General features: G+C 73.4%; 25 protein-coding genes. 17 read left to right on the top strand and 8 right to left on the bottom strand.

Annotation, left to right across the window (positions count from 1 at the left end):
• Positions 1–212: 212 nt before the first annotated feature.
• The 3 genes from ACZ5VD_RS15760 (at position 213) to ACZ5VD_RS15750 (ending at position 3,832) form a co-directional block, all read left to right on the top strand.
• Positions 213–2,063 (top strand): transketolase, encoded by a 1,851-nt coding sequence (locus tag ACZ5VD_RS15760; RefSeq protein ID WP_468682517.1) that lies wholly within the window; start codon positions 213–215, stop codon positions 2,061–2,063.
• Positions 2,060–2,995: a non-homologous end-joining DNA ligase gene (ligD, locus tag ACZ5VD_RS15755; RefSeq protein WP_468547881.1), complete on the top strand. Its 936-nt coding sequence runs from the start codon at positions 2,060–2,062 to the stop codon at positions 2,993–2,995. Before ACZ5VD_RS15760 ends, ligD begins: the two co-directional genes overlap by 4 nt.
• 162 nt (positions 2,996–3,157) lie before the next feature.
• Entirely contained in the window at positions 3,158–3,832 is a 675-nt protein-coding gene (locus ACZ5VD_RS15750) for a GvpL/GvpF family gas vesicle protein (protein WP_468547880.1), read from the top strand.
• A 129-nt stretch (positions 3,833–3,961) separates the two neighbouring features.
• On the opposite strand, the gene ACZ5VD_RS15745 is transcribed toward ACZ5VD_RS15750, so the two are convergent.
• The 3 genes from ACZ5VD_RS15745 to ACZ5VD_RS15735 form a co-directional block, all read right to left on the bottom strand.
• Positions 3,962–4,132, bottom strand: a complete 171-nt coding sequence (locus ACZ5VD_RS15745; protein WP_468547879.1) for a hydrophobic protein — start codon at positions 4,130–4,132, stop codon at positions 3,962–3,964.
• 42 nt (positions 4,133–4,174) lie between these two features.
• Complete coding sequence (locus ACZ5VD_RS15740) at positions 4,175–4,996, bottom strand: class I SAM-dependent methyltransferase (RefSeq protein WP_468682516.1); 822 nt, start codon at positions 4,994–4,996, stop codon at positions 4,175–4,177.
• Between the two features lie 127 nt (positions 4,997–5,123).
• Positions 5,124–6,617 (bottom strand): phosphatase PAP2 family protein, encoded by a 1,494-nt coding sequence (locus ACZ5VD_RS15735; RefSeq protein WP_468547877.1) that lies wholly within the window; start codon positions 6,615–6,617, stop codon positions 5,124–5,126.
• A gap of 94 nt (positions 6,618–6,711) precedes the next feature.
• Here ACZ5VD_RS15735 and ACZ5VD_RS15730 point away from each other — a divergent pair, with 94 nt between their 5' ends.
• Complete coding sequence (locus ACZ5VD_RS15730) at positions 6,712–7,365, top strand: histidine phosphatase family protein (protein WP_468682515.1); 654 nt, start codon at positions 6,712–6,714, stop codon at positions 7,363–7,365.
• 61 nt (positions 7,366–7,426) lie between these two features.
• The gene (locus ACZ5VD_RS15725) at positions 7,427–9,046 is read left to right on the top strand and encodes an ABC-F family ATP-binding cassette domain-containing protein (RefSeq protein ID WP_468547875.1); all 1,620 of its coding nucleotides are present in this window, start codon (positions 7,427–7,429) and stop codon (positions 9,044–9,046) included.
• Between the two features lie 39 nt (positions 9,047–9,085).
• Here the strand turns inward: ACZ5VD_RS15725 and ACZ5VD_RS15720 are convergent, their stop codons facing one another.
• From ACZ5VD_RS15720 to ACZ5VD_RS15710, 3 genes are read right to left on the bottom strand one after another with little or no spacing between them, the layout of a single operon-like run.
• The gene (locus ACZ5VD_RS15720) at positions 9,086–9,628 is read right to left on the bottom strand and encodes a type 1 glutamine amidotransferase domain-containing protein (protein WP_468682514.1); all 543 of its coding nucleotides are present in this window, start codon (positions 9,626–9,628) and stop codon (positions 9,086–9,088) included.
• An 8-nt stretch (positions 9,629–9,636) separates the two neighbouring features.
• Positions 9,637–10,068, bottom strand: a complete 432-nt coding sequence (locus ACZ5VD_RS15715) for a CBS domain-containing protein (RefSeq protein WP_468547874.1) — start codon at positions 10,066–10,068, stop codon at positions 9,637–9,639.
• Positions 10,068–10,451, bottom strand: coding sequence for a DUF2795 domain-containing protein (locus ACZ5VD_RS15710; RefSeq protein WP_468682513.1), 384 nt, complete (start codon positions 10,449–10,451; stop codon positions 10,068–10,070). The genes ACZ5VD_RS15715 and ACZ5VD_RS15710 overlap by 1 nt, the downstream gene beginning before the upstream one ends.
• Positions 10,452–10,617: 166 nt before the next feature.
• Here ACZ5VD_RS15710 and ACZ5VD_RS15705 point away from each other — a divergent pair, with 166 nt between their 5' ends.
• The 7 genes from ACZ5VD_RS15705 (at position 10,618) to ACZ5VD_RS15675 (ending at position 18,347) form a co-directional block, all read left to right on the top strand.
• Positions 10,618–10,758, top strand: a complete 141-nt coding sequence (locus tag ACZ5VD_RS15705) for a hypothetical protein (RefSeq protein WP_468547872.1) — start codon at positions 10,618–10,620, stop codon at positions 10,756–10,758.
• A gap of 144 nt (positions 10,759–10,902) precedes the next feature.
• The gene (locus tag ACZ5VD_RS15700; RefSeq protein ID WP_468682512.1) at positions 10,903–11,313 is read left to right on the top strand and encodes a VOC family protein; all 411 of its coding nucleotides are present in this window, start codon (positions 10,903–10,905) and stop codon (positions 11,311–11,313) included.
• Between the two features lie 110 nt (positions 11,314–11,423).
• Entirely contained in the window at positions 11,424–13,820 is a 2,397-nt protein-coding gene (locus ACZ5VD_RS15695) for an ATP-binding cassette domain-containing protein (RefSeq protein WP_468682511.1), read from the top strand.
• A gap of 186 nt (positions 13,821–14,006) precedes the next feature.
• Positions 14,007–14,837 (top strand): RNA polymerase sigma factor SigF, encoded by an 831-nt coding sequence (locus ACZ5VD_RS15690; protein WP_468547869.1) that lies wholly within the window; start codon positions 14,007–14,009, stop codon positions 14,835–14,837.
• A gap of 349 nt (positions 14,838–15,186) precedes the next feature.
• Entirely contained in the window at positions 15,187–15,846 is a 660-nt protein-coding gene (locus ACZ5VD_RS15685) for a hypothetical protein (RefSeq protein ID WP_468682510.1), read from the top strand.
• 183 nt (positions 15,847–16,029) lie between these two features.
• Positions 16,030–17,277, top strand: coding sequence for an aminotransferase class I/II-fold pyridoxal phosphate-dependent enzyme (locus ACZ5VD_RS15680; RefSeq protein WP_468682509.1), 1,248 nt, complete (start codon positions 16,030–16,032; stop codon positions 17,275–17,277).
• Positions 17,274–18,347, top strand: coding sequence for an MBL fold metallo-hydrolase (locus ACZ5VD_RS15675; protein WP_468682508.1), 1,074 nt, complete (start codon positions 17,274–17,276; stop codon positions 18,345–18,347). Before ACZ5VD_RS15680 ends, ACZ5VD_RS15675 begins: the two co-directional genes overlap by 4 nt.
• A gap of 26 nt (positions 18,348–18,373) precedes the next feature.
• Here the strand turns inward: ACZ5VD_RS15675 and ACZ5VD_RS15670 are convergent, their stop codons facing one another.
• A complete protein-coding gene (locus tag ACZ5VD_RS15670) occupies positions 18,374–19,000 on the bottom strand; it encodes a DedA family protein (RefSeq protein ID WP_468547865.1) in 627 nt (208 codons plus the stop codon).
• On the bottom strand, positions 18,997–19,770 hold the full coding sequence (locus ACZ5VD_RS15665; protein ID WP_468682507.1) for an MBL fold metallo-hydrolase: 774 nt from the start codon (positions 19,768–19,770) through the stop codon (positions 18,997–18,999). Before ACZ5VD_RS15665 ends, ACZ5VD_RS15670 begins: the two co-directional genes overlap by 4 nt.
• Before the next feature lie 83 nt (positions 19,771–19,853).
• On the opposite strand from ACZ5VD_RS15665, the gene ACZ5VD_RS15660 reads away from it, so the two are divergent.
• The 5 genes from ACZ5VD_RS15660 (at position 19,854) to ACZ5VD_RS15640 (ending at position 26,172) form a co-directional block, all read left to right on the top strand.
• The gene (locus tag ACZ5VD_RS15660; protein WP_468547863.1) at positions 19,854–20,285 is read left to right on the top strand and encodes a hypothetical protein; all 432 of its coding nucleotides are present in this window, start codon (positions 19,854–19,856) and stop codon (positions 20,283–20,285) included.
• Positions 20,286–20,411: 126 nt separating this feature from the next.
• The gene (locus ACZ5VD_RS15655) at positions 20,412–22,505 is read left to right on the top strand and encodes a phage holin family protein (RefSeq protein WP_468682506.1); all 2,094 of its coding nucleotides are present in this window, start codon (positions 20,412–20,414) and stop codon (positions 22,503–22,505) included.
• A gap of 271 nt (positions 22,506–22,776) precedes the next feature.
• The gene (locus ACZ5VD_RS15650) at positions 22,777–23,838 is read left to right on the top strand and encodes an ATP-binding protein (RefSeq protein WP_468682505.1); all 1,062 of its coding nucleotides are present in this window, start codon (positions 22,777–22,779) and stop codon (positions 23,836–23,838) included.
• Positions 23,839–23,872: 34 nt separating this feature from the next.
• Positions 23,873–25,672 (top strand): vWA domain-containing protein, encoded by a 1,800-nt coding sequence (locus ACZ5VD_RS15645; RefSeq protein ID WP_468547860.1) that lies wholly within the window; start codon positions 23,873–23,875, stop codon positions 25,670–25,672.
• A gap of 74 nt (positions 25,673–25,746) precedes the next feature.
• On the top strand, positions 25,747–26,172 hold the full coding sequence (locus tag ACZ5VD_RS15640; RefSeq protein WP_468547859.1) for an OsmC family protein: 426 nt from the start codon (positions 25,747–25,749) through the stop codon (positions 26,170–26,172).
• Positions 26,173–26,319 lie beyond the last annotated feature (147 nt).

Below are 26,319 nucleotides of genomic sequence, written 5' to 3'. Positions count from 1 at the left end.
GCCGTGGACACGGCGTCCGACAGCGGCGAGCGGCCCGCACCCGAGCCGGCGAAGAACCAGCCGGGCGGCGAACCGGCGAGGAACCGGCCTGTCGCCGCCGCGCCCGCCGGGAACCGTCCGGGCCCCGGGTCGGCGAAGAACCGACCCGCCCCCGCCGGCGAGCCCGCCGAGCCCTCGGCACCCCCGATGGATCCCACCACTGAAGGAGACTCATGAACACCCGTGAACTCGTCGAACTGGCCCAGCAGTTGCGCGTCGACAGCGTACGTGCCTCGGCCGCCGCGGGCTCCGGGCACCCGACCTCGTCGATGTCCGCCGCGGACCTGATGGCCGTTCTCTTCGCCCACCACCTCCGCTACGACTTCGACCGCCCCACCCACCCGGGCAACGACCGCTTCGTGCTGTCCAAGGGGCACGCCTCGCCCCTCCTGTACTCGGCGTACAAGGCGGCCGGTGCCGTCGACGACGAGGAGCTGCTGACCTTCCGCAAGCTGGGCAGCCGGCTCGAAGGGCATCCGACGCCCCGACGGCTGCCGTGGGTGGAGACCGCCACCGGCTCGCTCGGTCAGGGACTGCCCGTCGGTGTCGGAATCGCCCTGTCCGGCAAGCGACTTGAGCGCACCGGCTACCGGGTGTGGGTGCTGTGCGGCGACAGCGAGATGGCCGAGGGCTCGGTGTGGGAGGCGGCCGAGCACGCCGGGCACGAGCACCTCGACAACCTCACCGCGATCGTCGACGTCAACCGGCTCGGCCAGCGCGGCCCGACCCGGCACGGCCACGACCTCGACGCCTACGCCCGCCGCTTCCAGGCCTTCGGCTGGCACACCGTCGAGGTGGACGGCCACGACGTGGACGCCGTGGACCGGGCGTACGGCGAGGCCGAGTCCACCAAGGGGCAGCCGACCGTGATCCTCGCCCGCACCCTGAAGGGCAAGGGCGTCGCCTCCGTCGAGGACCGTGAGGGCCTGCACGGCAAGCCGCTGCCGGACGCCGACGAGGCGATCGCCGAACTCGGCGGGGTCCGGGACCTCCGCGTCGAGGTGCAGGAGCCGCCGGCCGCCCGCCTGCTGCACTCCGTGCGCGCCGGACAGCTGGAACTGCCGCGCTGGGACAAGGGCGGCGAGGACGTGGCCACCCGGGACGCCTTCGGACAGGCCCTCGCCGCGCTCGGCACCGCGCGCGGGGACGTCGTCGCCCTGGACGGCGAGGTCGGCGACTCCACCCGCGCCGAGGCCTTCGCCAAGGAGCACCCCGACCGCTACGTCGAGTGCTACATCGCCGAGCAGCAGCTGGTCGCGGCGGCGGTCGGGCTCGCGGCCCGCGGCTGGGTGCCGTACGTCTCCACCTTCGCGGCGTTCCTCACACGCGCCTACGACTTCATCCGGATGGCGTCGATCAGTGGTTCCGGCGTCAACCTCGTCGGCTCGCACGCGGGCGCCGCGATCGGCCAGGACGGGCCCAGCCAGATGGGGCTGGAGGACCTGGCGATGATGCGGGCGGTGCACGGCTCGACCGTGCTGTACCCGTGCGACGCCAACCAGACCGCGCGGCTCGTCGCCGAGATGGCCGGCCTGGAGGGCGTGCGCTATCTGCGGACCTCGCGCGGCGACAGCCCGGTGATCTACGGGGCCGACGAGGAGTTCCCGGTCGGCGGCAGCAAGGTGCTGCGCGCCTCCGGGCACGACCGGCTGACGATCGTCGCGGCCGGGGTGACCGTGCACGAGGCGCTCGCCGCCGCCGACGCGCTGGACCGGGACGGCATCCCGGTCCGGGTGATCGACCTGTACTCGGTCAAGCCCGTCGACCGGCCCACCCTGCGCCGGGCCGCCGAGGAGACCGGCTGTCTGCTCACCGTGGAGGACCACCACGAGGAGGGCGGCATCGGCGACGCCGTCCTCGACGCCTTCACCGACGGGCGGCCGGTACCGCGTCTGGTGCGCCTGGCCGTCCGTACGATGCCCGGCTCGGGGTCGCCCGACGAGCAGCTGCACGCCGCGGGCATCGACGCCGAGTCGATCGCGGCGGCCGGGAAACTGCTGGTGGAGGAGGCGGTCGTGCGGTGAGCGGCGGCGACGGCCGGACCGTCCGGGCGGGGCGGCACACCGTGCGGGTGCACCGCCCGGACAAGGTGCTCTTCCCCGGGGACGGCGGCGCGAAGGAGTACACCAAGGGCGACCTGGTCGACTACTACCGGTCCGTCGCCCCGTTCATGCTGCCGCACCTGCGGGGCCGCCCCCTGATGCTGGAGCGGCACCCGGACGGCATCACCGGCCCCCGGTTCATGCAGAAGAACACCCCGGAGCACTACCCGGAGTGGATCACCCGGGTCGAGCTGGCCAAGGAGGGCGGTACCGTCCGGCACACCGTGTGCGACGACACCGCCACCCTGCTCCACCTCGCCGACCAGGCGGCCCTCACCCTGCACCGCTGGCTGTCCCGCGCGCGTCGCGCCGAGTGGCCCGACCGGATGGTCTTCGACCTGGATCCCCCCGGGGACTCCCGCGCGGACTTCGAGGCGGTGCGGGAGGCGGCCCGGCTGCTGGGGGAACTGCTCGACGAGCTGAAACTGCCCTCGGCCCTGATGACCACCGGCTCACGCGGACTGCACGTGGTCGTGCCGCTCGACGGGCGCCACGATTTCGACGAGGTCCGCGCCTTCGCCCGGGACACCGCCGACACCCTCGTCGCCGGCCATCCCGACCGGCTGACCACCGCCGCCCGCAAGAAGGAGCGCGGCGACCGGCTCTACCTCGACGTGCAGCGCAACGCCTACGCGCAGACCGTCGTCGCGCCCTACACCGTCCGGGCCAGGCCCGGCGCGCCCGTGGCGACCCCCATCGCGTGGAGCCAGCTCGACGAGCCGGGGCTCGACGCCCGCCGGTGGACCGTCGCCGACGCCGTCGAACAGGCCCGTTCCGACCCGTGGGCCGGGCTGCTGACGCGGGGACGTGCCCTCGGCCCCGCCCGGCGTCGCCTCAACGCACTGCGTGGCTGACACACGCACTGCCTCTGAGCAGGCACAACGTACCTCCTCCCGGACGCGTGCCCGCGTGCGGGTTTGGCCGGCGGCCGAGCGGCCACCCGGGCTGGCATATGCGACGGGCCGCAGGACGACCCTGACGGAACCGGATCCCGTCGGTGGTCAGGAGGAGGCACCATGACCGGACTGCGGTACGTCTACGCCGTCTGTCACCCCTTCGGCACCCCGCTGCAGGCCCAGCTGACGGGCGTGGCCGGGGATCCGCCCCGGCTGCTCCAGCACCGCGGTCTGGTCGCCGTGGTCAGCCATGTCCCGGAGCGGGAGTTCGGTGAGGAACCGCTCCGCGGCCGGCTGGAGGACCCGGAGTGGCTCACCGCCACCGCCCGAGCCCACGAGGGCGTGATCGACGCGCTCACCGTCGTCACCACGCCCTTGCCGTTGTCGCCGGGCACCGTGTTCCGGGACGACAGTGCCGTGCGCGTGATGATCGAGAAGGGGGAGGACGACTTCCGCCGCACCCTCGACCGTCTGCACGGGCGGGTGGAATGGAGCGTCAAAGCCTACGCGCGGACGGAAGCGGAAACGGAAGGGAAAACAGAACCGGTGGAAGGTGCGAAGGGGCTGCACGAAACACTGTCCGCGCATGCCGAGGATTTCCGGCTGCACGCCTCACGGGACGCCGTCCGTTCCGGCGCGTACGGGCAGAACGTGTTCGACGCCGCCTATCTCGTGCCGCGTGCCGAATGCGAGGAATTCGTCGAACTCGTCGAACGAACGAAGGGCGAGGTGCCGGGAATACGGGTGGAACTCACCGGGCCCTGGGCCGCCTATTCCTTCGCGGTCGACCGCTAGCGGACGCCCGCCGGAGGCGGCGGGTCTTCGGGACCAGCGGCGAGCGGCCCGAAATCGGGTTTCCCGATTTCGGGCCGCTCGGACCGCCGGATCCCGGATTCACTCCGGGATCACTTCACCGCTGGTGCGTCACCACCTGTACCAGCGGCCCCTGCCTCCGCCCGCGGTCGTACCCCGCATCAGGAAGCCCAGAAGCCATAGCACCAGAACGACCAGTGCGATCCACCAGAGCAGTTTCACCGCAAAACCGGCACCGAAAAGAATCAGTACCAGAAGCAGCACGAGCAGAATCGGAACCATAGTGTGAACCTCCTGTGTTCCGGGTTTCCCGGAAACGGAGATTCAGACATCTTTTCGGCACAGAATCTCCCCGTGCAGGACGCTGAACCAGCCGTCCTCCCGCCGGCCCCACTCCCTCCAGGCCGCCGACACGTCCCGCAGCTGCGCGTCGGTCGCGTGGCCGCCCTCCGTGGCCCGCTCGGCGTAGGCCGACGCCACCGTGCGGTCCGCCCACAGCCCGCTCCACCACGCCCGCTCCTCGGCGGTGGCGAAGGTCCAGGTGCCGGAGGTCGCCGTGATGTCCGTCAGGCCCGCCCGCAGCGCCCAGGACCTCAGTCGGCGCCCGGCGTCCGGCTCGCCCCCGTTGGCCCGGGCCACCCGCCGGTACAGGTCCAGCCACGCGTCCATGCCCGGCAGTTGGGGATACCAGGTCATGGCCGCGTAGTCCGAGTCCCGTACGGCGACGAACCCGCCCGGGGCGGTGACCCGGAGCATCTCGCGCAGTGCCTGCACCGGATCCCCGACGTGTTGCAGCACCTGGTGGGCGTGGACCACGCAGAACGTGTCGTCCGGGAAGTCCAGCGCGTGCACGTCCGCGACCGCGAAGTCGACGTTGCCCAGGCCGCGTTCGGCGGCGGTGGCCCGCGCCCGGTCCAGGATGCCCGGCGCGTGGTCGACGCCCGTGACGTGACCGTCCGGGACCAGGGTGGCCAGGTCGGCGGTGATCGTGCCGGGGCCGCAGCCGATGTCCAGGACCTTCATGTGGGGTTTGAGCGAACCGAGCAGATAGGCCGCCGAGTTGGCGGCCGTGCGCCAGGTGTGCGAACGCAGCACCGACTCGTGGTGTCCGTGCGTGTAGACGGCGGTCTCCTGCGACTTCGACATGGGTGAGCTCCCCTGCTCGGCGTCTCCACGGGTGCACCTCACGGTACGCGCGTATGTCGCATGATGAGATACGCGTTTCGCCATGTGGACGAACGGGCGGTCGGGGCACCGCCGGGCCGCCGAGTGATCAGTTCTCGGTCAGCGGCCGGTACACCGCGAGCGCCTCGGGCAGCTTCTCCAGCGTCACCTCGCCCGCCACCTCGGTGACCTCCCCGTCGTAGGCGAGCAGCGTGCCCGGCGCCACACCGGTCAGGCGCAGCCGGGGCACCCGGACCGCCGCGTGGGCGGGGGAGCGGGTCAGCGGTCCGGCGACGGCCGCCGCGAGGAGCCTGAGCCCGGGCCGACGCCCGCCGTGCACCACCCGCACATCGAGCCGCCCGTCCGCGAGGTCGTGACGCCGACCGGACGCGAGACCCATCCGGTGGTAGGTGCCGTTGCCCGCGAACAGCAGCCACAGCGGCCGGGTCTCGCCGCGGAACTCGGCCTCCAGCGGATGCCGGTCGGTCCGCGAGACCCGCAGCGCCGCGAGCATCCCGGCCGGCCAGCCCCCGATCCGCGGCGACCAGCGTTCCCGCTCGCGCACCAGCTCCGGGTACACCCCCAGGCTGCAGGTGTTGAGGAAGAGGTCCTGCCGCTCGCCGCAGGTGAACCGGCCCACGTCCACCCGTGCGCCCTCGCCCTGGCGGACGGCCCGTCCCAGATCGCGGACACCCTCCACACCCAGGTCGTACGCGAAGTGGTTCAGCGTGCCGCCGGGCAGCACCGCCAGCGGCAGGCCGTACCGCAGGGCGACCCCGGCGGCCGTGTTGACCGTGCCGTCGCCGCCGCACACCCCGAGCGCCCGGGCGCGGGCCGCCGCCTTCTCCAGCTCGGCCGGGACGTCGGCCGGCCCGCACTCGACGACCTCGGCCCCGGGCAGAGCGTCCTGGAGGGCACGCACCCGGTCGGCGGTGCCCGAGGCGGTGTTGGCGACGACGATCAGACCCTCCCCGTCGGGCAGCGCGGGCACGTCCGCGCGCGGCCGGGCCGACGGCACCACCTGGGCGCGGGTCGGCACCAGGGCCCGTACGGCGAACGCGGCGCCCACCCCCAGCGCCGCACCCGCCAGCACATCGCTCGGGAAATGGACGCCGGTGTAGACCCGGGACATCACCACCGAGAAGGCGACCGGTGCCACGGCCGCGCCCCAGCCCGGCGACTCCAAAGCCACCCCGGCCGCGAACGCCGCCGCCGACGCGGAGTGACCGGACGGGAACGACGTGGTGATCGGCTGCTCCTTCAGCCGCCGCACCAGCGGAACCGGGTCCAGGGCCGGCCGGCGCCGACGCACCGAACGCTTGCCGAGGGTGTTGATGGTCAGGGAGGCCAGGCTCAGCGAGGCGATACCCCGCGCGGCGGCCCGGCGGGCCCGCGGAGTACGGCTCGCCGCCATCGCGGCCGCCGCGGCGAACCACAGCACCCCGTGGTTCGCGCTCCGGCTCAGCCGGGGCAGGACCGGTTCGGCGGCGGGCCAGTCACGCTCCGCGGCGAACTCGAAGAGGCGGTGGTCCCAAGCCATCAGGCGGTCACGCAGCGCGTGCCGGCCGGGCTTGAGGACGGTCAGGTCGACGTCTGGGCTCATGCCGTCCCGGGTACCCTGAAGTGGCCGTTTACTGTCCGGTGGACAGTGTGTTCGGTGGACAGCGTGTTCGGTGGTGCGTCCGGAGGAAGACCTCATGCGTCTGCTGCTCATCCGTCATGGCCAGACCCCCAACAACGTGCGGTTCCTGCTCGACACCGCCGTCCCGGGCCCCGGTCTCACCGAGCTCGGCGAGCGCCAGGCCGCCGCCCTGCCCGAGGCCCTCGCCGACGAGGACATCGAGGCGCTGTACGCCTCCACCCTGGTCCGCACCCAGCTCACCGCCGCCCCGCTGGCCGCCGCCCGCGGCCTCGACGTGCACATCCGCGACGGCATCCGGGAACTGGCCGCGGGCGACCTGGAACTGCTGCCCGGCGACTCGGAGCACGGCCGCACCTACCTGGAGACGGTGTTCGCCTGGTCGGCCGGCGACACGGAGCGGCGCATGCCGGGCGGCGAGAGCGGGACCGAGGCCCTGGCCCGCCTCGACGCCGTGATCGCCGAGGCCGCGCGGAGCGGCGCCGCGGCCGTCGCCATGGTCGGCCACGGAGCGGCGATCCGGATGTGGGCCGCCGCCCGCGCCGACAACGTCGACGTGTCCTTCGCCGCCGCCCGCCCGCTGCAGAACACCGGCGTGGTGATCCTGGAGGGCTCGCCCGCGGACGGCTGGAAAGCCCTGTCCTGGGCGGGCGCCCTGGTCGCCCCCGCGCGCGGCAGCGGTCCCGCGGGCCGGCCCGTCGACCCGGCCTGAGCGGCCGACGGCACGTTATCGGTTTGCCCGGCCCGACCCGCGGCCCGCACAATGCGGCCTCATGGGACATCTGGAAGCGGCACATCTCGAGTACGACCTCCCCGACGGGAGGGCGCTGCTCGGCGACGTCTCCTTCCGGGTGGGCGAAGGGGCCGTCGTGGCCCTCGTCGGACCCAACGGCGCCGGCAAGACGACCCTGCTGCGGCTGATCTCCGGCGAACTCAAACCGCACGGCGGGACCGTCACCGTGAGCGGCGGACTCGGCGTGATGCGCCAGTTCGTGGGATCCGTCCGGGACGAGACGACCGTCCGGGACCTCCTCGTCTCGGTCGCGCCGCCCCGTATCCAGGAGGCCGCGCGGGCCGTCGACAAGGCCGAGCACGCGATCATGACCGTCGACGACGAGGCCGCCCAACTGCAGTACGCGCAGGCCCTCTCCGACTGGGCCGAGGCGCGCGGCTACGAGTCCGAGACGCTGTGGGACATGTGCACCATGGCCGCGCTGGGCGTGCCCTACGACACGGCACAGTTCCGGGAGGTGCGCACCCTGTCCGGCGGCGAGCAGAAGCGGCTGGTCCTGGAGGCGCTGCTGCGCGGCACCGACGAGGTGCTGCTGCTCGACGAGCCCGACAACTACCTCGACGTGCCCGGCAAGCGCTGGCTGGAGGAGCGGCTGAAGGAGACCCGCAAGACGGTGCTGTTCGTCTCCCACGACCGCGAACTCCTCGCCCGCGCCGCCGAGAAGATCGTCTCCGTCGAACCCTCGCCCGCGGGCGCCGACGCCTGGGTGCACGGCGCCGGCTTCGGCACCTACCACCAGGCGAGGCGCGAACGCTTCGCCCGCTTCGAGGAGTTGCGCCGCCGCTGGGACGAGAAGCACGCCCAGCTGAAGAAGCTCGTCCTGAACCTCCGTCAGGCGGCCTCCATCAGCCACGAGTTGGCGTCCCGCTACCAGGCCGCGCAGACCCGGCTGCGCAAGTTCGAGGAGGCCGGACCGCCGCCGGAGCCGCCCCGCGAGCAGGACATCAAGATGCGGCTCAAGGGCGGCCGGACCGGGGTACGGGCCGTCACCTGCAAGGCACTTGAACTCACCGGCCTGATGAAGCCCTTCGATCTGGAGGTCTTCTACGGCGAACGGGTCGCCGTCCTCGGTTCCAACGGCTCCGGCAAGTCGCACTTCCTGCGGCTGCTGGCCGGCGACGAGGTCACGCACACCGGTGAGTGGAAGCTCGGGGCGCGCGTGGTGCCCGGGCACTTCGCCCAGACGCACGCCCACCCCGAACTGCGGGGCCGTACGCTCCTGGACATCCTGTGGAAGGAGCACGCGCAGAACCAGGGGGCCGCCATGTCCCGGCTGCGCCGCTACGAGCTGACCGGCCAGGCCGAGCAGAGCTTCGACCGGCTCTCCGGCGGCCAGCAGGCCCGCTTCCAGATCCTGCTGCTGGAACTCCAGGGCGTCACCGCGCTGCTCCTGGACGAGCCCACCGACAACCTCGACCTGGAATCCGCCGAAGCCCTCCAGGAAGGCCTGGAGGCCTTCGACGGGACGGTCCTCTCCGTCACCCACGACCGCTGGTTCGCCCGCTCCTTCGACCGCTACCTGGTCTTCGGCAGCGACGGCCGGGTACGGGAGACGACCGAACCGGTGTGGGACGAACGACGGGTGGAACGGGCGCGCTGAGGCGGGCTCGCGCGCCCGGAGTGCCGGTGCTCGCCCCGGTCAGGCGGCCTGCTGGGCGAACACGTCGAGGAACGCCTCGCAGAACACCTTCAGGTCGTCCGGCCTGCGGCTGGTGACCAGCTTGTTGGGACCGTGGTCACAGATCCTGACCTGCTCGTCCACCCAGGTGCCGCCCGCGTTGCGGATGTCGGTCCGCAGGCTCGGCCAGGAGGTCAGGACCCGGCCCCGTACGACGTCCGCCTCCACGAGCGTCCACGGGGCGTGGCAGATCGCGGCCACCGGGCGGCCCCGGGTGAAGAAGTCCCGTACGAACGCCACGGCCTTCTCGTCCGCCCGCAGGAGGTCGGGGTTGGCCACCCCGCCCGGCAGGACCAGCCCGCCGAACGCGTCGGCCGACGCCTCCCCGACGACCTCGTCCACGGGGAACGTGTCCGCCTTGTCGAGGTGGTCGAACGCCTGGATCTCCCCGGCCGCGGTCGACACCAGCACGGGTTCGTGGCCCGCGGCCTTCGCCGCCTGCCACGGCTCGGTCAGCTCGATCTGCTCCACGCCTTCGGGTGCGGTCAGAAATGCGATGCGCATGATGTTCGTCAGCCTTTCTCGAAGAACCGGTGCGCCGGCGGGCCCGGTTCGTCGCTCTTGGCGACCTCGATGAGGTCGGTGAGATCGGTGAGGGTCACCATCCCCACCGGCAGCCCGTTCTCGACGACCGGCAGCCGCCGTACGCCGTGCGTACGCATCAGCGCTGCCGCCGTCTGCACCGGATCGTCCGGGGCGACCACCACCGGATCCGGTGTGCACACGGACCCGGCGCTCGTCGTCAGCGGATCGGCGTCCCGCGCCACCGCCCGGACCGTGATGTCCCGGTCGGTGAGTATGCCGACGACGTGCCGGCCGTCGGCGACCAGGACGTCGCCGATGTCCTGGTCGCGCATCAGCCGCGCGGCTTCGGCGATCGAGGCACCGGGGCGCACGGCGACCACGCCGGGCGTCATGACGCCCTTGACGAGGCCGGCCGCCATCAGGGGCCCTCCCGCCGGGTCAGTGACTCGGCCAGTTCCCGAGCGGTCGCGTAGGTCTCCTCGTGGGGCAGTCGCTCCACCGCGGTGACGAGGGGGTCGGGGGCGTGCTGGTCGCGCAAGGTGCGCGCCAGGTCCACGGAGGTCGCCGGGAACGAGCTGCGGCCCAGTATCCGGGCCAGTTCCAGCCGGAGCGTCTCCAGCGGAGTGCCGGTCCGGCCCGGTGCCACCGGCCCGCCCCAGATCTCCGGATCGTCGTCGGCGGTCGGCTCCGGGTCGTTCCACTCCTCGCTCCGCGTGGGGTGGCCGGACCTCAGCAGGCCCTGCAGTTCGTGCTTCATCTCTTCGTCGCGGTGCACGCTCAACCGGTCGCTGCCTCGCTGCATGTCTCCCTCCAGATCCTTCGGATGGGCACCCGCGTACCCGAGGACCGGACACCGACACGGGGTTTGCGCCGTGGATACCGGGAGACCCGGCCCTGCACTCCGCGCACCTTCCCGAAACCCGCGCACACTTCCGGATCGCGCGCACCTTCCTGAAAAAGGACAGGCCATGGCGGTACTCGCTGTGCTCATCCCGTTCCTCATGCTCGGCGTGGTGCTGGCCCTTGGCCGGTACGAGGAGCTGCTGCTGCCCGAGGAGGACGCCGGCCGGTACGAGCCGGCCGTCGTCCCGCCCACCCCGACGGTCTGACCGAGGCCCGGACCCGGGACACCGAACCGCCCGGCGCCCGCACGGCACGATCGCGGGGACGACCGGCACACCCGCCGGACCCGGTGGCCGGACCGGTCAGGAATCGAGAAGCGCGCTCAGGGGGCCGCGGCTAGCGTGACGGCCATGGACATCAGCACGCACGCGAGCCTCCTGCCGCACGACGACCCGGACGCCACCCCGTCCTTCTCCCGGGACAGCCTCGGCTTCGGGGTGAAGGACGACGTCGGCCGCGCGGGGCTGCGCCGGATCACGGTCGGCCCCGCCGACCGGCCCGGCACGTCCGTCGTGCCGCGTCCGGCGGTCGCCGACCCGGACGTCACCGACGAGGAGCGCCGCACCGCCGCCGGGACGATCGCCAAGGGCACCTACGCCGGCATCCGCCTGGCCACCCCCGACGCCGACGCCACCTTCGACCGGGTCCGGGGCGGCGGCGCCGAGGTCGTCCGCAAGCCGACCGGCCGGCCGTACGGTGTCCGCGACCGCGCCTTCCGCGACCGGGCGGGCGACCTGGTCCGCATCCAACAGGTCCGCTGACCCGTTCCGCGCGAAAAAAGCCGGACGTACCGCTGCGGCGCTGGTTGGATCGAGCCAGGTGACGCCGACGGAGACCGCGCAGCAGGTCCCGTCCGACGGAGGGAGACACCATGAGCAGGGCCACGAGGACGGGCGCGCAGCCGCCCGCGCCGCACGATGCCGACAGCCACGACATGATCCGCGTGCACGGCGCGCGCGAGAACAACCTGAAGGACGTCAGCATCGAGATCCCGAAACGGCGGCTCACGGTGTTCACGGGCGTCTCCGGCTCGGGCAAGAGCTCCCTGGTGTTCGACACCATCGCCGCGGAGTCGAAGCGGCTGATCAACGAGACGTACAGCGCCTTCCTGCAGGGCTTCATGCCGACGACGGCGCGGCCGGAGGTCGACGTACTCGACGGGCTGACGACCGCGATCACCGTCGACCAGCAGCGGATGGGCGGCGACCCCCGCTCCACGGTCGGCACCGCCACCGACGCCAACGCGATGCTGCGCATCCTCTTCAGCCGGCTCGGCAAGCCCCACATCGGCCCGCCCAGCGCGTACTCCTTCAACACCGCCTCGGTCCGGGCGAGCGGCGGCATCACCGTCGAGCGCGGGGCCGACAAGACCAAGACCGTGAAGGCGACCTTCAACCGCACCGGCGGCATGTGCACCCGCTGCGAGGGCCGGGGCAAGGTCTCCGACATCGACCTCACCCAGCTCTACGACGACTCCAAGTCGCTCGCCGAGGGCGCGTTCACCATCCCCGGCTGGAAGTCGGACAGCCAGTGGACCGTGGGTCTCTACGCCCAGTCGGGCTTCCTCGACCCCAACAAGCCGATCCGCACGTTCACCAAGAAGGAGATGCAGGCCTTCCTCTACGGCGAGCCGACCAAGGTGAAGGTCAACGGCGTCAACCTCACCTACGAAGGGCTGATCCCCAAGATCCAGAAGTCGTTCCTGTCCAAGGACAAGGAGGCGATGCAGCCGCACATCCGGGCGTTCGTGGAGCGGGCGGTCACCTTCGCCACCTGCCCCGAGTGCGACGGCACCCGGCTGACCGAGGGCGCAAGGTCCTCGAAGATCAACCGGAAGAGCATCGCCGACGCCTGCGCGATGGAGATCAGGGATCTGGCCGAGTGGGTCCGCGGCGTCGAGGAACCGTCGGTGGCGCCCCTGCTCACCGCGCTGCGGCAGACCCTCGACTCCTTCGTGGAGATCGGTCTCGGCTATCTCTCGCTCGACCGGGCCTCGGGCACGCTCTCCGGCGGCGAGGCACAGCGCGTCAAGATGATCCGCCACCTCGGCTCCTCGCTCACCGACGTCACCTACGTCTTCGACGAGCCCACCGTGGGACTGCACCCGCACGACATCCAGCGGATGAACCAGCTGCTGCTGCAACTGCGGGACAAGGGCAACACCGTTCTCGTCGTGGAGCACAAGCCGGAGGTGATCGCGATCGCCGACCACGTCGTCGACCTCGGACCCGGCGCCGGTACGGCGGGCGGCACCGTCTGCTTCGAGGGCACCGTCGAAGGACTGAAGGCCGGCGACACCATCACCGGCCGCCACCTCGGCGACCGGGCCTCCCTCAAGGACGAGGTGCGCAAGTCGACCGGCGCGCTGGAGATCCGCGGCGCGAAGGCGAACAACCTGCGGGATGTCGACGTCGACATCCCGCTCGGGGTGCTCACCGTCATCACCGGCGTCGCCGGCTCCGGCAAGAGCTCACTGGTGCACGGGTCCATCCCCACCGATCAGGGCGTGGTGTCGATCGACCAGAGCCCGATCCGCGGCTCACGACGCAGCAACCCGGCGACGTACACCGGACTGCTCGAACCGATCCGCAAGGCGTTCGCCAAGGCCAACGACGTGAAGCCGGCGCTGTTCAGCGCCAACTCCGAGGGCGCCTGCCCGAGCTGCAACGGCGCCGGTGTCATCTACAGCGACCTGGGAATCATGGCCGGCACCGCCACCACCTGCGAGGACTGCGGAGGCAAGCGGTTCGACGCGTCGGTGCTGGAGTACCGCCTCGGCGGCCGGGACATCAGCGAGGTGCTCGCGATGCCGGTGACCGAGGCCGAGGAGTTCTTCGGCGCCGGGGAGGCGCACACCCCGGCCGCGCACCGGATCCTCCAGCGGCTCGCCGACGTCGGACTCGGCTACCTCACCATCGGCCAGCCCCTCACCACGCTCTCCGGCGGCGAGCGGCAGCGGCTCAAGCTGGCCACGCACATGGGCGACAAGGGCGGTGTGTACGTCCTGGACGAGCCGACCACCGGCCTGCACCTCGCCGACGTCGAGCAACTGCTCGGTCTGCTCGACCGGTTGGTCGACTCCGGCAAGTCGGTCGTCGTCATCGAGCACCACCAGGCGGTGATGGCCCACGCGGACTGGATCATCGACCTCGGCCCCGGCGCCGGCCACGACGGCGGCAGGATCGTCTACGAGGGCGCCCCCGCCGACCTCGTGGCCGCCCGCTCCACCCTCACCGGTGAGCATCTCGCGGCCTACGTCGGCATCTGATCCGACCGCCGCTCAAGTGTTTGCCCCCGGGGGCCGGGGGCAGGCGCACTGACAGTGCTTCGGACCGGAGGCACGTCCGTGGGAGCGGCGAGACGCCGCCACGGCCGCGTCTGTCCGGACCACAGACGCTCCTCCCCACGGTGACCGTCCATCCCAGAGCGCCCCTCCAGGGAGATGCGACGCACCATGGCGAACACCGCGACCACCCCGAACACCGCGACCGCTGCGAACACCCCGAAGAAGCGCCACCCGCACGACGACGCACCCGACACGGCGGAGGCGTTCCGCGAACTCGCCGGACTTCCCGCCGGCCCTCGGCGGGAGGCCCTGCGCGGACAGCTCGTCGAGGCGTGGCTGCCCATGGCCGACCGCCTCGCGGGCCGCTTCCGCAACCGTGGCGAGAGCCTCGACGACCTGCGCCAGGTCGCCGCCCTCGGCCTGGTCAAGGCCGTCGACCGCTACGACCCCGCACTCGGCAACGCCTTCGAGAGCTACGCCGTCCCCACCATCACCGGTGAGATCAAACGGCACTTCCGCGACCACATGTGGACCCTGCACGTGCCGCGCCGTGTCCAGGACCTGCGCAACCGGGTCCGTCGCGCCACCCAGGACCTGTCGCAGACCATCCCGGGCCGCGCGCCCACGGACGCGGAGATCGCCGCGCACGCGCAGATCAGCGAGGACGACGTGCGGGTGGGCCTGGCGGCCCTGGAGAGCTTCACCGCGCTGTCCCTGGACGCGGAGCTGCCCGGCAGCGCGGACGGCTACTCGCTCAGCGACACCCTCGGCTCGCCCGACTCCGCCCTCGACACGGTGGTGGACCGCGAGGCTGTCAGGCCCCGCCTGGCCGCCCTGCCCGAACGCGAGCGGGCGATCCTCTACATGCGGTTCTTCGGCGACATGACGCAGAGCCGGATCGCCGAGCAGCTGGGCATCTCGCAGATGCACGTGTCCCGGCTGATCAACCGGTGCTGCGGGCGGGTGCGCGAACAGGTGATGCGGGACGCGGCTGCCTGAGCGCGTGTCGGCCGCCCGGCCCTTGAGGGCCGGCGGCCTGCGTGCGTACCGGGCCTGCGTGCGTACCGGGCCTGCGTGCGTACCGGGCCTGCGTGCGTCCCGGGCCTGCGTGCGTACCGGGCCTGCGTGCGTCCCGGGCCTGCGTGCGTACCGGGCCTGCGTGCGTCCCGGGCCTGCGTGCGTCCCGGGCCTGCGTGCGTCCCGGGCCTGCGTGCGATGTCACCCGCTCGGCGGTTCCCGTCCCGCGAATGGTGTCCGGCCGCGCGCGCCCGGGCGGTGGGCGGGCTGTGATGGACGCGGGGGCACGGCGGTCGTGCCCCCGCAGCCGTCGGCCGAAGGAGCCCTCCCCATGCGCCGCAGCGCCCGTGCCCTGTCCGTCGCCGCCCTGGCCACTGCCGTCCTGGGCATCGCCGCACCGGCGGCCCTCGCGGAGCCGGCCGCCGAGGTCAGCCCGAGCAGCGTCTCCCCGGGCGACAGCGTGACCGTCTCCGTCTCCTGCGATCCGACCGGAGGCTCCCCGCCCGACAGCGTCGACGCCACCTCCCAGGCCTTCGAGGCGGGCACCGTCCGGCTGCGGCTGGTCCTCGGCAACGACAACGACATCTCCGGCCCCGCCTACAGCGGCACCGCGAAGATCGCCCCCGCGCGGAACGTCGAGGACGGCGTGGACACGGTCGGCAAGGACTCCGCCTGGACCGTCGACGGCACCTGCCCGGGAGCGCGCGGCGGGCAGGGCAAGCAGTGGAGCGCCACCTTCACGGTCACCCGGGGCGGCGGCAGGCCGTGCACCGAGTCGCACGGCACCTCCTGCGCCACCGGTCGCCCCTGCACCGAACCGCACGCCGACTCCTGCGCCGGCGCGGTCATCCAGCGCGGGGTGCGCGCGGGCGAGGGCGGCACCTTCACCGACTCCGTCCCCGCCCTGGTCGCCGGTGGTCTGCTGATCGCGGGCGCGGCCGGCGGCGCCGTGTACCGGCTGCGCCGCAAGGGCCGTGCCACCGCCGTGTGACCGGAACAACCCCCATCGACGCTCATGCCACCGCGTCCCCCGGATACGGACAGCCCGAGGGCACCACCCGTACCGCACGACCCGCGGGGGTCACCGCACACACCGGGCGAGCGCCCAGGACACCGGCACCGACAGCGACAGATCACCAACGGCACCCGAACAACCCCCACCCCGGAGGTACGCATGCCGCGGACGGCCCCGGAGGGTCACGGCCCCGTCCGCTTCGGGCCACCGCTTCCCGAGGACGGGCTGCCCGTGCTGCCCGAGCTGTCCGCCGCGCTCGCCTCGGCGGCCGGCCGCCCCGGCAGCGAACCGGTCGGCGGCGGCACCGCCCTCCTGGAGGCCGCGTGCGGCTACTGGGACCGCCGGGGCCTGCCCACCGGACCCGGCCGTGCGGTCGCCGCCCCCGGCTCGCCCTCGCTGCTGCTCGCGCTGACCGCCGCCCTCGGCGGGGACGTCCTGGTGCCGCGGCCCTGCGCCCCCTGGTGGGCGCCGTACGCACGCCTGTTGGGAAGACCCGCCTTCCACGTGGCGACCCCGCCGGAGTGCGGCGGGGTCCCCGATTCGTACGCCCTCCTGGAGACCGTCCGCCGGGTCCGGGCGGAGGGCGGCGATCCGCGTCTGCTGGTGCTGTCCGTCGCCGACGACCCGACCGGCACCGTGGCCCCGCCCGAACTGCTGCACGAGACGCTGGAGGCCGCCGCGGGGGAGGGCCTGCACCTGGTCGGCGACGAGACCTGGCGCGACACCCTGCACGCCCCGCGGGACACCGTGCTGCTCAGCCCCGCCGAGATGCTCCCCGGGAAGGTCACCGTCGTCACCGACCTGGCCGGCGCCCTGCTGCCGACCGGCTGGCCGGCCGCCGTCGCCCGCTTCCCCGAGGGCGCGGCCGGCGAGGCCCTCCACGCGCGGGTGCTCGACATCCTCACCGCGCTCGGCGCCCGCGTCGCCGCCCCGGTCGCCGTCGCCGCCGCGTACGCCCTGACGGAACCCGAGCCGGTGACCGCCCGCGTCGAGGCCGCCGTACGCCTGCACGCGCGTGTGGCCGCCGCCGCCCACACCGCCGTCGTCCGGGCCGGCGCCATGGCCCGGCCCCCGCGGGCCGGCCGGCACCTCTACGTCGACCTCGACCCGCTGCGGCCCGCGCTCACCGGACACGGGGTCGGCGACGCCCAGGAACTGGAGGACTTCCTCACCGCCCGGCTCGGCATGCCCGCGCCCGGCGGCCACCGCTTCGGCGACGACCTCGGAGCCCTGCGCGTGCGGCTGTCCACCGGCCCGCTGCTGGGCGACACGGACGAGGAACGCGCGGAATGCCTCGCCTCCCCCTCGCCGTTGGAACTGCCACACGTGCAACGCGCGTTGATCCATCTGGAATCGGTCTTCGACGATCTCCGCGACGACGCCCAGCGACGGGAGCCTCCTCGATGACGCAGCAGTCCGAGTCGACCACGAGCACGCCCGCCCAGGACCCCGCGGACCCCGCCGCCCCCGCGGACCCCGCCTCCTCCGCCACTTCCCCTTCGTCCTTCGTCCCCCTGGCGGCCCCCAGACCGCTCGGCGAGCGCCGGGTGTGGCCGCGGTCCTTCCACGACCGGCTGACCGCCCCGCTGCCCGACCTGAAGTCCATGGCCCGCTTCGCCCGCGAAGGCTCCGTCCGCCCCGGCCGGGAAGGTCTCGCGGACATCCCCCGGCTCCCCTTCGCCCCGGCCCCGCTGCCCGCCGTGGACGCGCGCACGATCGCCGTCTCCTGGGCGGGGCACGCCAGTTGGGTGGTGCGGATCGGCGGCCTGACCGTCCTCACCGACCCGGTCTGGTCCCGCCGCATCCTCGGCACCCCCGCCCGCATCACCCCCGTCGGCATCCCCTGGAGCGCCCTGCCGGCCGTCGACGCCGTCGTCATCAGCCACAACCACTACGACCACCTGGACGCCCCCACCCTGCGCCGACTCCCGCGCGACACCCCGGTGTTCGTGCCGGCCGGCCTCGCCCGCTGGTTCCGCCGCCGCCGGTTCACCCACGTCACCGAGCTGGACTGGTGGGAGGCGGCCGAACTGAACGGCGTCCGCCTCGACTTCGTGCCCGCCCACCACTGGTCCAAGCGCTCCCTCACCGACACCTGCCGCAGCCTCTGGGGCGGCTGGGTCCTCACCGCCCCCGACGGACAGCGCCTCTACTTCGCGGGCGACACCGGCTACGGCCACTGGTTCGCCCGCATCGGACAGCGCTACCCCGGCATCGACCTCGCCCTGCTCCCCATCGGCGCCTACGATCCCCGCTGGTGGCTCAGCGACGTCCACTGCGACCCGGAGGAGGCGGTCCGCGCGGCGCGGGATCTCGGGGCACGGCGGATGGCACCCATGCACTGGGCGACGTTCGTGCTGTCCGCGGAGCCGGTGCTCGAACCACTCACCCGGGTCCGCGCGGCCTGGGAGCAGGCCGGCCTGGGCCGGGAGGACCTGTGGGACCTGCCGGTGGGAGGCTCACGCGTGCTCGGCTAGGCGCCGGAAGGTGCACGTGCGCCAGGTCAGGCGGTCGAGGACCGCCGGATCCGCTTCCACAGACTCGGCGTCGCGCTGATCACCACGGTCAGCGCGACCGCCGCGACCACACCCTCCCAGGGCTCGCTGAACAGCGAACCCCCGAGGATCCCGATCAGCTGGTACGTCACCGCCCAGGCCAGACAGGCCGGCAGGTTGCCGCGGGCGAAACGGCGCATCGGCCACTTCGCCAGCAGACAGGCCAGCATCACCGGGATCCGCCCGGCCGGCATCAGCCGGGACAGCACCAGGACCGCCACCCCGTGGTCGGCCAGCTTCTCCTGCGCCTGCGTGAGCCGGTCCTCGGGAGCCCGCGAGCGGATCGCCTCCAGCCAGCGCGAGCCGTTCTTCGACTTCATGCCGCGCCGCCCCAGCCAGTACAGGGCCATGTCACCGAGGAACGCGGCGGCCGAGGCGGTCACGAACACCAGGGCCAGCGAGAGCGGCGCCGTCTGGTGAACGGCCACCACGGCCGCCGAACTCACCAGCGCCCCCGTCGGCACCACCGGGACCAGCGCGCCCAGCAGCACCAGCACGAACAGCGTCGGATACCCGATCGCCTGCTGGGTGGACGCCGGTGTCACGCCCGTCGAGGCGGCGGCGAGCCAGCTCACCGGGCGACCTCCAGCCGCACGCTCTCCCCGTGCCCCAGCCGGTGCACCGCGACCCGCGGCGCCCGCTCGGCCGCCAGGCGCACGAACTCCTCGCCCGGCGCGTGGAACTCGTGCGGGCGCACGGCGTCCATCCCGATCGGCCAGTAGGTGCCGTAGTGCATCGGCACCGCACTGCGCGGCGCCAGCCGGGCCAGCGCCTCGGCGGCCCGCCCCGCGTCCAGATGCCCCTCACCGAGATACGGACCCCAGCCGCCCACCGGCAGCAGCGCGACGTCGACCGGCCCGACCTCCTCGGCCATCTCGTCGAAGAGGCCGGTGTCCCCGGCGAAGTAGGTGCGGCCCTCGCCCTCCACGACGAAGCCGAGCGCGGGGGAGTGGTGCGGACCCAGTGGCAGCCGCCGGCCGTCGTGCCGGGCCGGCACGGCCCGTACCACCAGGTCATCGATCCGCGTCTCGTCGCCGGGCGCCACCTCGCTCACCCGGAGATCGGTGAGCCGGCGCAGCCCCGGCACCGCCCGGTGTGCGCCCCGGGGCACGAGCAGGCGCGTGCCCGGGGCGAGGCCGGCCAGCGAGGGAACGTGCAGGTGGTCGGCGTGCAGGTGGGACACCAGCGCCACGTCCGCACGGCGGGCGTCGGGCGGCGGGACCGCCCCGCGGCGCCGGCGCAGATGGGCGAGGCGGCGGGCGAACAGAGGGTCGGTGAGCACACGTACGTCCGAATCCGTGACCGTGCAGGTGGCGTGGCCCCACCAGGTGATCTCCACCGGCACCTCTTTGCCTCCTTCGCGCGACTCCCCGAAGCCTACGGGCAGGAGTAGGGTCGGCGGCGAAACGCGGAGGTGAGGGGGACTCCATGGGAGAGGTTCTCGGTGCGCCGGGCACGCGGGCGCCGTTGCGGGTCACGGCGATCGCCAGCCTGACGCCGCTGGAGGAGCTCGACGACGATCCCTTCCTGGTGGACTCCCGCAGCCAGCACGCGATGTGCGCCCGCTGGGCCGCCGAGCGGGGCTACGTCGTCACCCGGGAACTCCTCGTCCGCGGACTCCGCCCCGACCACTGCGTCCTGTGGGACGGCATCCGCTCCGGCCGGGACGTCTTCGTCGCGCCCAGCCTGCGCGTCCTGCGGAGCGCCCTGGCGTCCGTCGACGAGTTCACCGCCGAGTGCCTGCGGCGCGGGGTGCGGGTCGAGACCGTGGGCCGCGCCGAGCCCTCGTACGACGCCCAGATGAAGGCCAGCGTGCACCGGCGGCTGTCGATGCCGACGGCCGGCTACGACGGCCGCTAGCGACACCTTGGGCACCTGTTCGAAAGGTCGTCGGCGACACCTCGCGCAGTCGCCCGACCAGGACCGTATGGCAGGCTGACCCCGCGCCCGCACCGATGACGGGCCGGGACGTGAGGTGTACGGGGCGTGCGTGCGGGGCGTTGGCGGCGGGTCGCCAGTCAGATCGGGCGGAGCGTCGCCGTGTGGGTCGTCTCCACGCTCACCATGCTCGTCCTGGCGGGCATCCTGCCGGACTTCCGGATCCAGTCCGCCGGCGGCGACAGCGCCACCCGGATCGCCGTCACCGCCGCGTTCGGCGCCGGCGCCTTCGGTCTGCTGTCCGCGCTCGTCTGGCCGCTTCTCGTCCGGCTGCTGCTGCTCGTGCCCGCGCTGGTCCTCGGCCTGCTGGTGTTCTTCCTCAACGGCGGGCTCCTGCTGATCGCGCTGCGCCTGAACCCGGCCGAGCGGGGCGACGCCGCCCCCGAGACCGCGGTCGTGGTCGCCGCCGTGATGTCCGCGGTCGCCTCCGCCACCGGTGCCGCGCTGGCCGTGCGCGACGACGACGCCTACCGGCGCCGCCTGTACCGGCTCGCCGACCGCCGCCGCAGAGGCCGCGGCCCGGCCTGCCCGTCCAGCCCGGGCACGGTCTTCATGCAGCTCGACGGCGTCGGCCACGACGTCCTGCTCGACGCCGTCGGGCGCGGACTGATGCCCACCGTCGCCCGCTGGCTCGGCCACGGTGAGGAGACCGTCGGCGTCCGCGGCAGAGTCACCCACCGGCTCACCCCCTGGCGCACCGACTGGTCCAGCCAGACCGGCGCCAGCCAGCTCGGCATCCTGCACGGCAGCAACCACGACGTGCCCGCCTTCCGCTGGTACGAGAAGGACCGCCGCGAGGTCATGGTCTGCAACCGGCCGACCAGCGCCGCCGAACTCCAGCGCCGGGCCGTCGAGGCCACCGGCGACGGCGGACTGCTCGGCGCCGACGGTGCCAGCCGCGGCAACCTCTTCTCCGGTGGCGCCGACGAACAGGCCCTCGTGCTGTCCATCGCCACCCGCCGTCGCAGCAGGGAGACCCGCTCCCGGGCCGGCTACTTCGCCTACTTCTCCGACCCGGCCAACGTCGTGCGCACCGCGATGTCCTTCATCGCCGAGGTCGGCCGCGAGATCGGCCAGTCCGGCCGCTCCCGCGCCCGCAAGGTCCGCCCACGGGTCGGCCGCGGCGGCCTCTACCCCTTGATCCGCGCCTTCGCGACCGTCGTCGAACGCGATGTCGTCGTCGCCGCGGTGACCGGCGACATGCTCGCCGGCCGCACCGCCGTCTACGCCGACCTCGTCGCCTACGACGAAGTGGCCCACCACTCCGGGCCGACCAGCCGCGACGCCGCCAAGGTCCTCGAACGCCTCGACCGCTCCCTCGCCCTGATCGAGAACGTCGCCGAACACGCCCCGCGTCCCTACCGCGTCGTCGTCCTCTCCGACCACGGCCAGAGCCCCGGCGAGACCTTCCGCAACCGCTACGGCCTCACCCTCGGCGACCTGGTCCGGGCCGGCTGCGGACTGCCCGTGCCGCGCCGGGCGCGCCGTACCCACAGCGGCGCCGAGGCCCGCTCCGCCGTCCGCGCCGCCCTGCGCAGACCCGTCGAGGAGGGCGCCGAACAGTACCGCCCCTCCCGCCGCGCGGAGCCGATCGTGCTGGCCTCCGGCAACCTGGGCCTGGTCTCCTTCCCCGACGTGCCGCACCGCATGAGCAAGGAGGAGATCGACGCCCGCCACCCCGCCCTGCTGACCACCCTCGCCAACCATCCCGGCATCGGCTTCCTGCTGGTGCGCAGCGAACGGCACGGCGGGCTCGTCCTCGGCCCGTTCGGCGTCGAGATCCCCCTCGACGCACTCGACGACAACCCCGGCCCGCTCGCCGACTTCGGGCCCGGCGCCGCCGACGTCGTCCGCCGCACGCACTCCTTCCCGCACACCGCCGACATCATGGTCAACTCCTGGTACGACCCCGCCGAGGGCGAGGTCCTCGCCTTCGAGGAGCAGATCGGCTCGCACGGCGGCCTCGGCGGCGCCCAGGCCAAGCCCTTCCTGCTGTCGCCGCTCGCCCTGTCCGCACCCGTCGAGGACGGCACGGACATCGTCGGCGCCGAGCACATCCACCGGGTGCTGCGCCGCTGGCTGCGCGAGACGGACGGCCCCCAGGTACCACTGGCGGCGCGCCGGGACCGACGCGCCGCCTGAACCCACACCTCCGCCGCTTCTCCCGTACCCCCAGGAACGAAGGAAGCGGTGCCCACGGAGGTTGACGCTCACGGTGCCACCGGCGCGCGGGTTTGCCCAGGGCACATTCAGGTCACCCCGCCCGCCCCCTCCTTGGGCGCCGCCGGTGGTACGGCACCGGCGGCGGCCCCGCGGAAAATGGGCTGCGCCCGCGGGCCCCCGCGCCCACACTGGCGGTACCGGACGTCGCACACCTGCGCGTCCTTCCCGAACACGCCCCAGGAGCCGTCACTTGCAGGCAGCCGTCACCGTCACGCCCTCCCGTATCCCGGAGTTGCTGCTCGGCCTCGCCACCGTGCGGCCGGTCTTCGTCTGGGGCGCCCCCGGCATCGGAAAGTCCTCCCTGGTAAGGGAGTTCGCCGACTCGCTGGGCCTGGAGTGCGTGAGCCTGCTCGGTACCCAGCTCGCCCCCGAGGACCTCGTCGGCGTCCCCCAGATCCGCGACGGACGCTCCGTTTTCTGCCCGCCGGAGAGCATCGCCCGCGACGAGCCGTACTGCCTCTTCCTGGACGAACTGAACGCGGCCACACCGGATGTGCAGAAGGCGTTCTACTCCCTCATCCTGGACCGCCGGATCGGCTCCTACGAACTCCCGGCGGGTTCCATCGTCATCGGCGCCGGCAACCGCGCCACCGACAACGCCCTGGCCCGGCCGCTCGCCTCCGCGCTCGTCAACCGCCTCACGCACGTGCACCTGGAGGCCTCCGCGAAGGACTGGCTCGCCTGGGCCGCGGGCAACGGCATCCACCCGTGGATCCTGGACCACCTCACCGACCGGCCCGACCACCTGTGGTCCAAACCCCCCAAGACCGAGGAGCCCTTCTCCACCCCCCGCTCCTGGCACATGCTCTCCGACGCCCTGCACTCCTTCGGCCCGGACCTCGACGAGGACACCCTGAAGATCCTCGCGCACGGCACGCTGACACCCGCGCACGCCACCGCGTTCTGCGGCTACGCCAAGATCGTGCGCAGCCGCTTCGGCATCGAGGCCATCCTCAAGGGCGACGCCCGCTGGCCCGGCCGCCCCGAGGACCGTGACCTGCTCTACTACCTCGCCGAGTCGTTCCGCGGCCGTCTCGTCAAGGAACTGCCCGTCAGCAAGGACCACATGTCGGCGAACGGCCGCCAGACCGCCTACCGCGCCAAGTCGCTGCTCGTCCAACTCGCCGAGATCTCCGTCGAGATCGCGCAGAACGTCATCGCCTCCGACCCCGACGGCCACCCCGTCCTGCCCGCCTGGTTCCTCATCGAGGCGGCCCGGGACATGCCCAGGCTGGTGGAGGCACGGCGATGAGGCCGGGCGGCGGCGAGCGGGCGGAGGCCGGTGGATGAGCCGCGGCCGCAAGCAGACCGCGACCAGGAAGGACCCCGCCGCCGAGGCCTGCGCCGACGGACTGCGGCTGGTGTGGGCCAACCCCGCACTCGCCGCGATCGAGGCCAGGTTCTGCCGGGACGAGAAGTGCCCGAACGCCCTGGGGAACGGCCTCGCCCGCGTCGACTCCAACGGCAGTGTGCACCTGCACCCCACCCGCCGTGCCGAACCCGCCGAATGGGCCTGGGCCGTCGCGCACGCCCTCATCCACCTGGGCTTCGGACACGTCCCCGCCGCCGAGGGCGGGCGCGACCAGCCCGACCGCCCCGACCTCGCCGCCCGCTGCGCGGTCGTCAACCGCTTCCTGCTGACCTCGCCCGTCGGGCGTGCCCCCGACGGCCTGCCCACGTCGTACCCGGACGGCGACGAGGAGCAACTCGCCGCGCGCTGGCGCCGCGACGGCGTCCCGGGCGCCTACGAACACTGCGGTACGGCGGCCGGCGAGCCCGACCAGCTCCTCCTGCCGTGGACCCGCTGGAGGGGCCGGCCCCCGGACTGGCAGCTCGCCTTCGCGCACGCCCTGACCCGCACCATGTCCACCGCCCTGGACCTGGCCGGCGGTCGCCGCGACGCCATGACCGGCGGCCCGACCCGGCTGCACCCCTGGGAACGGGCCCTGAGCTGGTTCGTCTCCTCCTACCCGCTGCTCGGCGGCATCGCGGCCGGCATCACCCTCGTCGCCGACGCCGAACTCGCCCGCGCCCACGGCATCTCCGTCGCCGCGGTCGACGCCGAGGCGGGCGAGATCTACGTCAATCCGCTGTGCCGGCTCGACGACGAGGAATGGCGTTTCGTCCTCGCCCACGAGATGCTGCACGCCGCCCTGCGCCACGGCGACCGCCGCGGCACCCGCGACCCCTTCCTCTTCAACGTGGCCTGCGACTACGTCATCAACGGCTGGCTGGGCGAGATGCAGGTCGGCACCATGCCCGAGGGCCTGCTCCACGACCCGGAACTGACCGGTCTGTCCGCGGAGGAGGTCTACGACCGCGTCACCCGGGACCTGCGCCGCACCCGCCGCCTGGCCACCCTGCGCGGCAAGGGCGTCGGCGACATCCTCGGCGGCCCGCTCGGCACCCCCGGCGACTGCGCGGACCTCGACGGGCTCTACCGGCGCGGCCTGGCCCGCGGCCTCGACCTGCACCAGCAGCAGGAACGCGGCTTCCTGCCCGGCGGCCTGATCGAGGAGATCCGCGCCCTCAGCCATCCGCCGCTGCCCTGGGACGCCCGACTCGCCCGCTGGTTCGACGAGTTCGTCCCCGGCCCGCAGCCGGTACGGTCCTACGCCCGCCCCTCCCGCCGGCAGGCGGCCACCCCCGACATCCCGCGCGCCGGACGGTACTTCCCGCCCGAGGAGATCGCCCGCTGCACCTTCGGCGTCGTCCTCGACACCTCCGGCTCCATGGACCGGGTCCTGCTCGGCAAGGCGCTGGGCGCCATCGCCTCGTACGCCCAGGCCCGCGACGTACCGGCCGCCCGGGTCGTGTTCTGCGACTCCGCCCCGCACGACGCCGGCTACCTCCCGGTCACCGACATCGCCGGCCGGGTCCGGGTGCACGGCCGCGGCGGCACCGTTCTGCAGCCGGGCATCGACCTACTGCACCGCGCCGACGACTTCCCGCCCACCGCACCGCTCCTGGTGATCACGGACGGCTGGTGCGACGCCCTGCGGGTGCGGCGCGAGCACGCCTACCTGATCCCGCAGGGCGCCCGCCTGCCCTTCGGCGCCCAAGGACCGGTCTTCCGGGTGAGCTGAGGCGGAGTGTGATCGGATGGAGTCCGCACCCCGGAACCCGGGACCGGTTCCGGGACCACACGAAAGGACTGACCGTGGCTACCACGCGCTCCGCACACACCGTCTGGGAAGGCAACCTGCTAGAGGGCAACGGAGTCGTCACCTTCGACTCCTCCGGCATCGGCCCGCAGCCGGTGTCGTGGCCGTCGCGAGCCGAGCAGGCGAACGGCAAGACCAGCCCCGAGGAGCTGATCGCCGCCGCCCACTCCAGCTGCTTCTCCATGGCCCTCTCGCACGGCCTGGCCGGCGCCGGCACCCCGCCCACCAAGCTCCTCACCTCCGCGGACGTCACGTTCCAGCCGGGTGAGGGCATCACGGGCATCCACCTCACCGTCGAGGGCACGGTGCCCGGGCTGGACGAGGACGGCTTCGTCGCCGCGGCCGAGGACGCCAAGGCCAACTGCCCCGTCAGCCAGGCCCTGAAGGCCGTACCGATCACCCTGTCCGCGAAGCTCGCCTGACCGGACCGGCACACCACGACCGTCGCGGGGGGGGGCCCCCCCCCCCCGGGGGGCGCGAGGGAGCCAGGGTGTGGAGCAGGGGGAGGGGGTCACAATAGAAGGATCGGAAGGGGGGGGGGGGGGGAGGGGGACACAAAGAGGGGGGAA

The organism is Streptomyces sp. NPDC032822, assembly GCF_055578825.1.
The sequence above is the reverse complement of the archived record's forward strand: the minus strand, read 5'-3'. Positions and strand labels throughout refer to the sequence as shown.

Coding starts and splice junctions, on each gene's coding strand:
- ACZ5VD_RS15760 (WP_468682517.1), top strand. CDS start 213: ATGAACACCCGTGAACTCGTCGAACTGGCCCAGCAGTTGCGCGTCGAC.
- ACZ5VD_RS15750 (WP_468547880.1), top strand. CDS start 3,158: ATGACCGGACTGCGGTACGTCTACGCCGTCTGTCACCCCTTCGGCACC.
- ACZ5VD_RS15745 (WP_468547879.1), bottom strand. CDS start 4,132: ATGGTTCCGATTCTGCTCGTGCTGCTTCTGGTACTGATTCTTTTCGGT.
- ACZ5VD_RS15740 (WP_468682516.1), bottom strand. CDS start 4,996: ATGTCGAAGTCGCAGGAGACCGCCGTCTACACGCACGGACACCACGAG.
- ACZ5VD_RS15735 (WP_468547877.1), bottom strand. CDS start 6,617: ATGAGCCCAGACGTCGACCTGACCGTCCTCAAGCCCGGCCGGCACGCG.
- ACZ5VD_RS15730 (WP_468682515.1), top strand. CDS start 6,712: ATGCGTCTGCTGCTCATCCGTCATGGCCAGACCCCCAACAACGTGCGG.
- ACZ5VD_RS15725 (WP_468547875.1), top strand. CDS start 7,427: ATGGGACATCTGGAAGCGGCACATCTCGAGTACGACCTCCCCGACGGG.
- ACZ5VD_RS15720 (WP_468682514.1), bottom strand. CDS start 9,628: ATGCGCATCGCATTTCTGACCGCACCCGAAGGCGTGGAGCAGATCGAG.
- ACZ5VD_RS15715 (WP_468547874.1), bottom strand. CDS start 10,068: ATGGCGGCCGGCCTCGTCAAGGGCGTCATGACGCCCGGCGTGGTCGCC.
- ACZ5VD_RS15710 (WP_468682513.1), bottom strand. CDS start 10,451: ATGCAGCGAGGCAGCGACCGGTTGAGCGTGCACCGCGACGAAGAGATG.
- ACZ5VD_RS15705 (WP_468547872.1), top strand. CDS start 10,618: ATGGCGGTACTCGCTGTGCTCATCCCGTTCCTCATGCTCGGCGTGGTG.
- ACZ5VD_RS15700 (WP_468682512.1), top strand. CDS start 10,903: ATGGACATCAGCACGCACGCGAGCCTCCTGCCGCACGACGACCCGGAC.
- ACZ5VD_RS15695 (WP_468682511.1), top strand. CDS start 11,424: ATGAGCAGGGCCACGAGGACGGGCGCGCAGCCGCCCGCGCCGCACGAT.
- ACZ5VD_RS15690 (WP_468547869.1), top strand. CDS start 14,007: ATGGCGAACACCGCGACCACCCCGAACACCGCGACCGCTGCGAACACC.
- ACZ5VD_RS15685 (WP_468682510.1), top strand. CDS start 15,187: ATGCGCCGCAGCGCCCGTGCCCTGTCCGTCGCCGCCCTGGCCACTGCC.
- ACZ5VD_RS15680 (WP_468682509.1), top strand. CDS start 16,030: ATGCCGCGGACGGCCCCGGAGGGTCACGGCCCCGTCCGCTTCGGGCCA.
- ACZ5VD_RS15675 (WP_468682508.1), top strand. CDS start 17,274: ATGACGCAGCAGTCCGAGTCGACCACGAGCACGCCCGCCCAGGACCCC.
- ACZ5VD_RS15660 (WP_468547863.1), top strand. CDS start 19,854: ATGGGAGAGGTTCTCGGTGCGCCGGGCACGCGGGCGCCGTTGCGGGTC.
- ACZ5VD_RS15645 (WP_468547860.1), top strand. CDS start 23,873: ATGAGCCGCGGCCGCAAGCAGACCGCGACCAGGAAGGACCCCGCCGCC.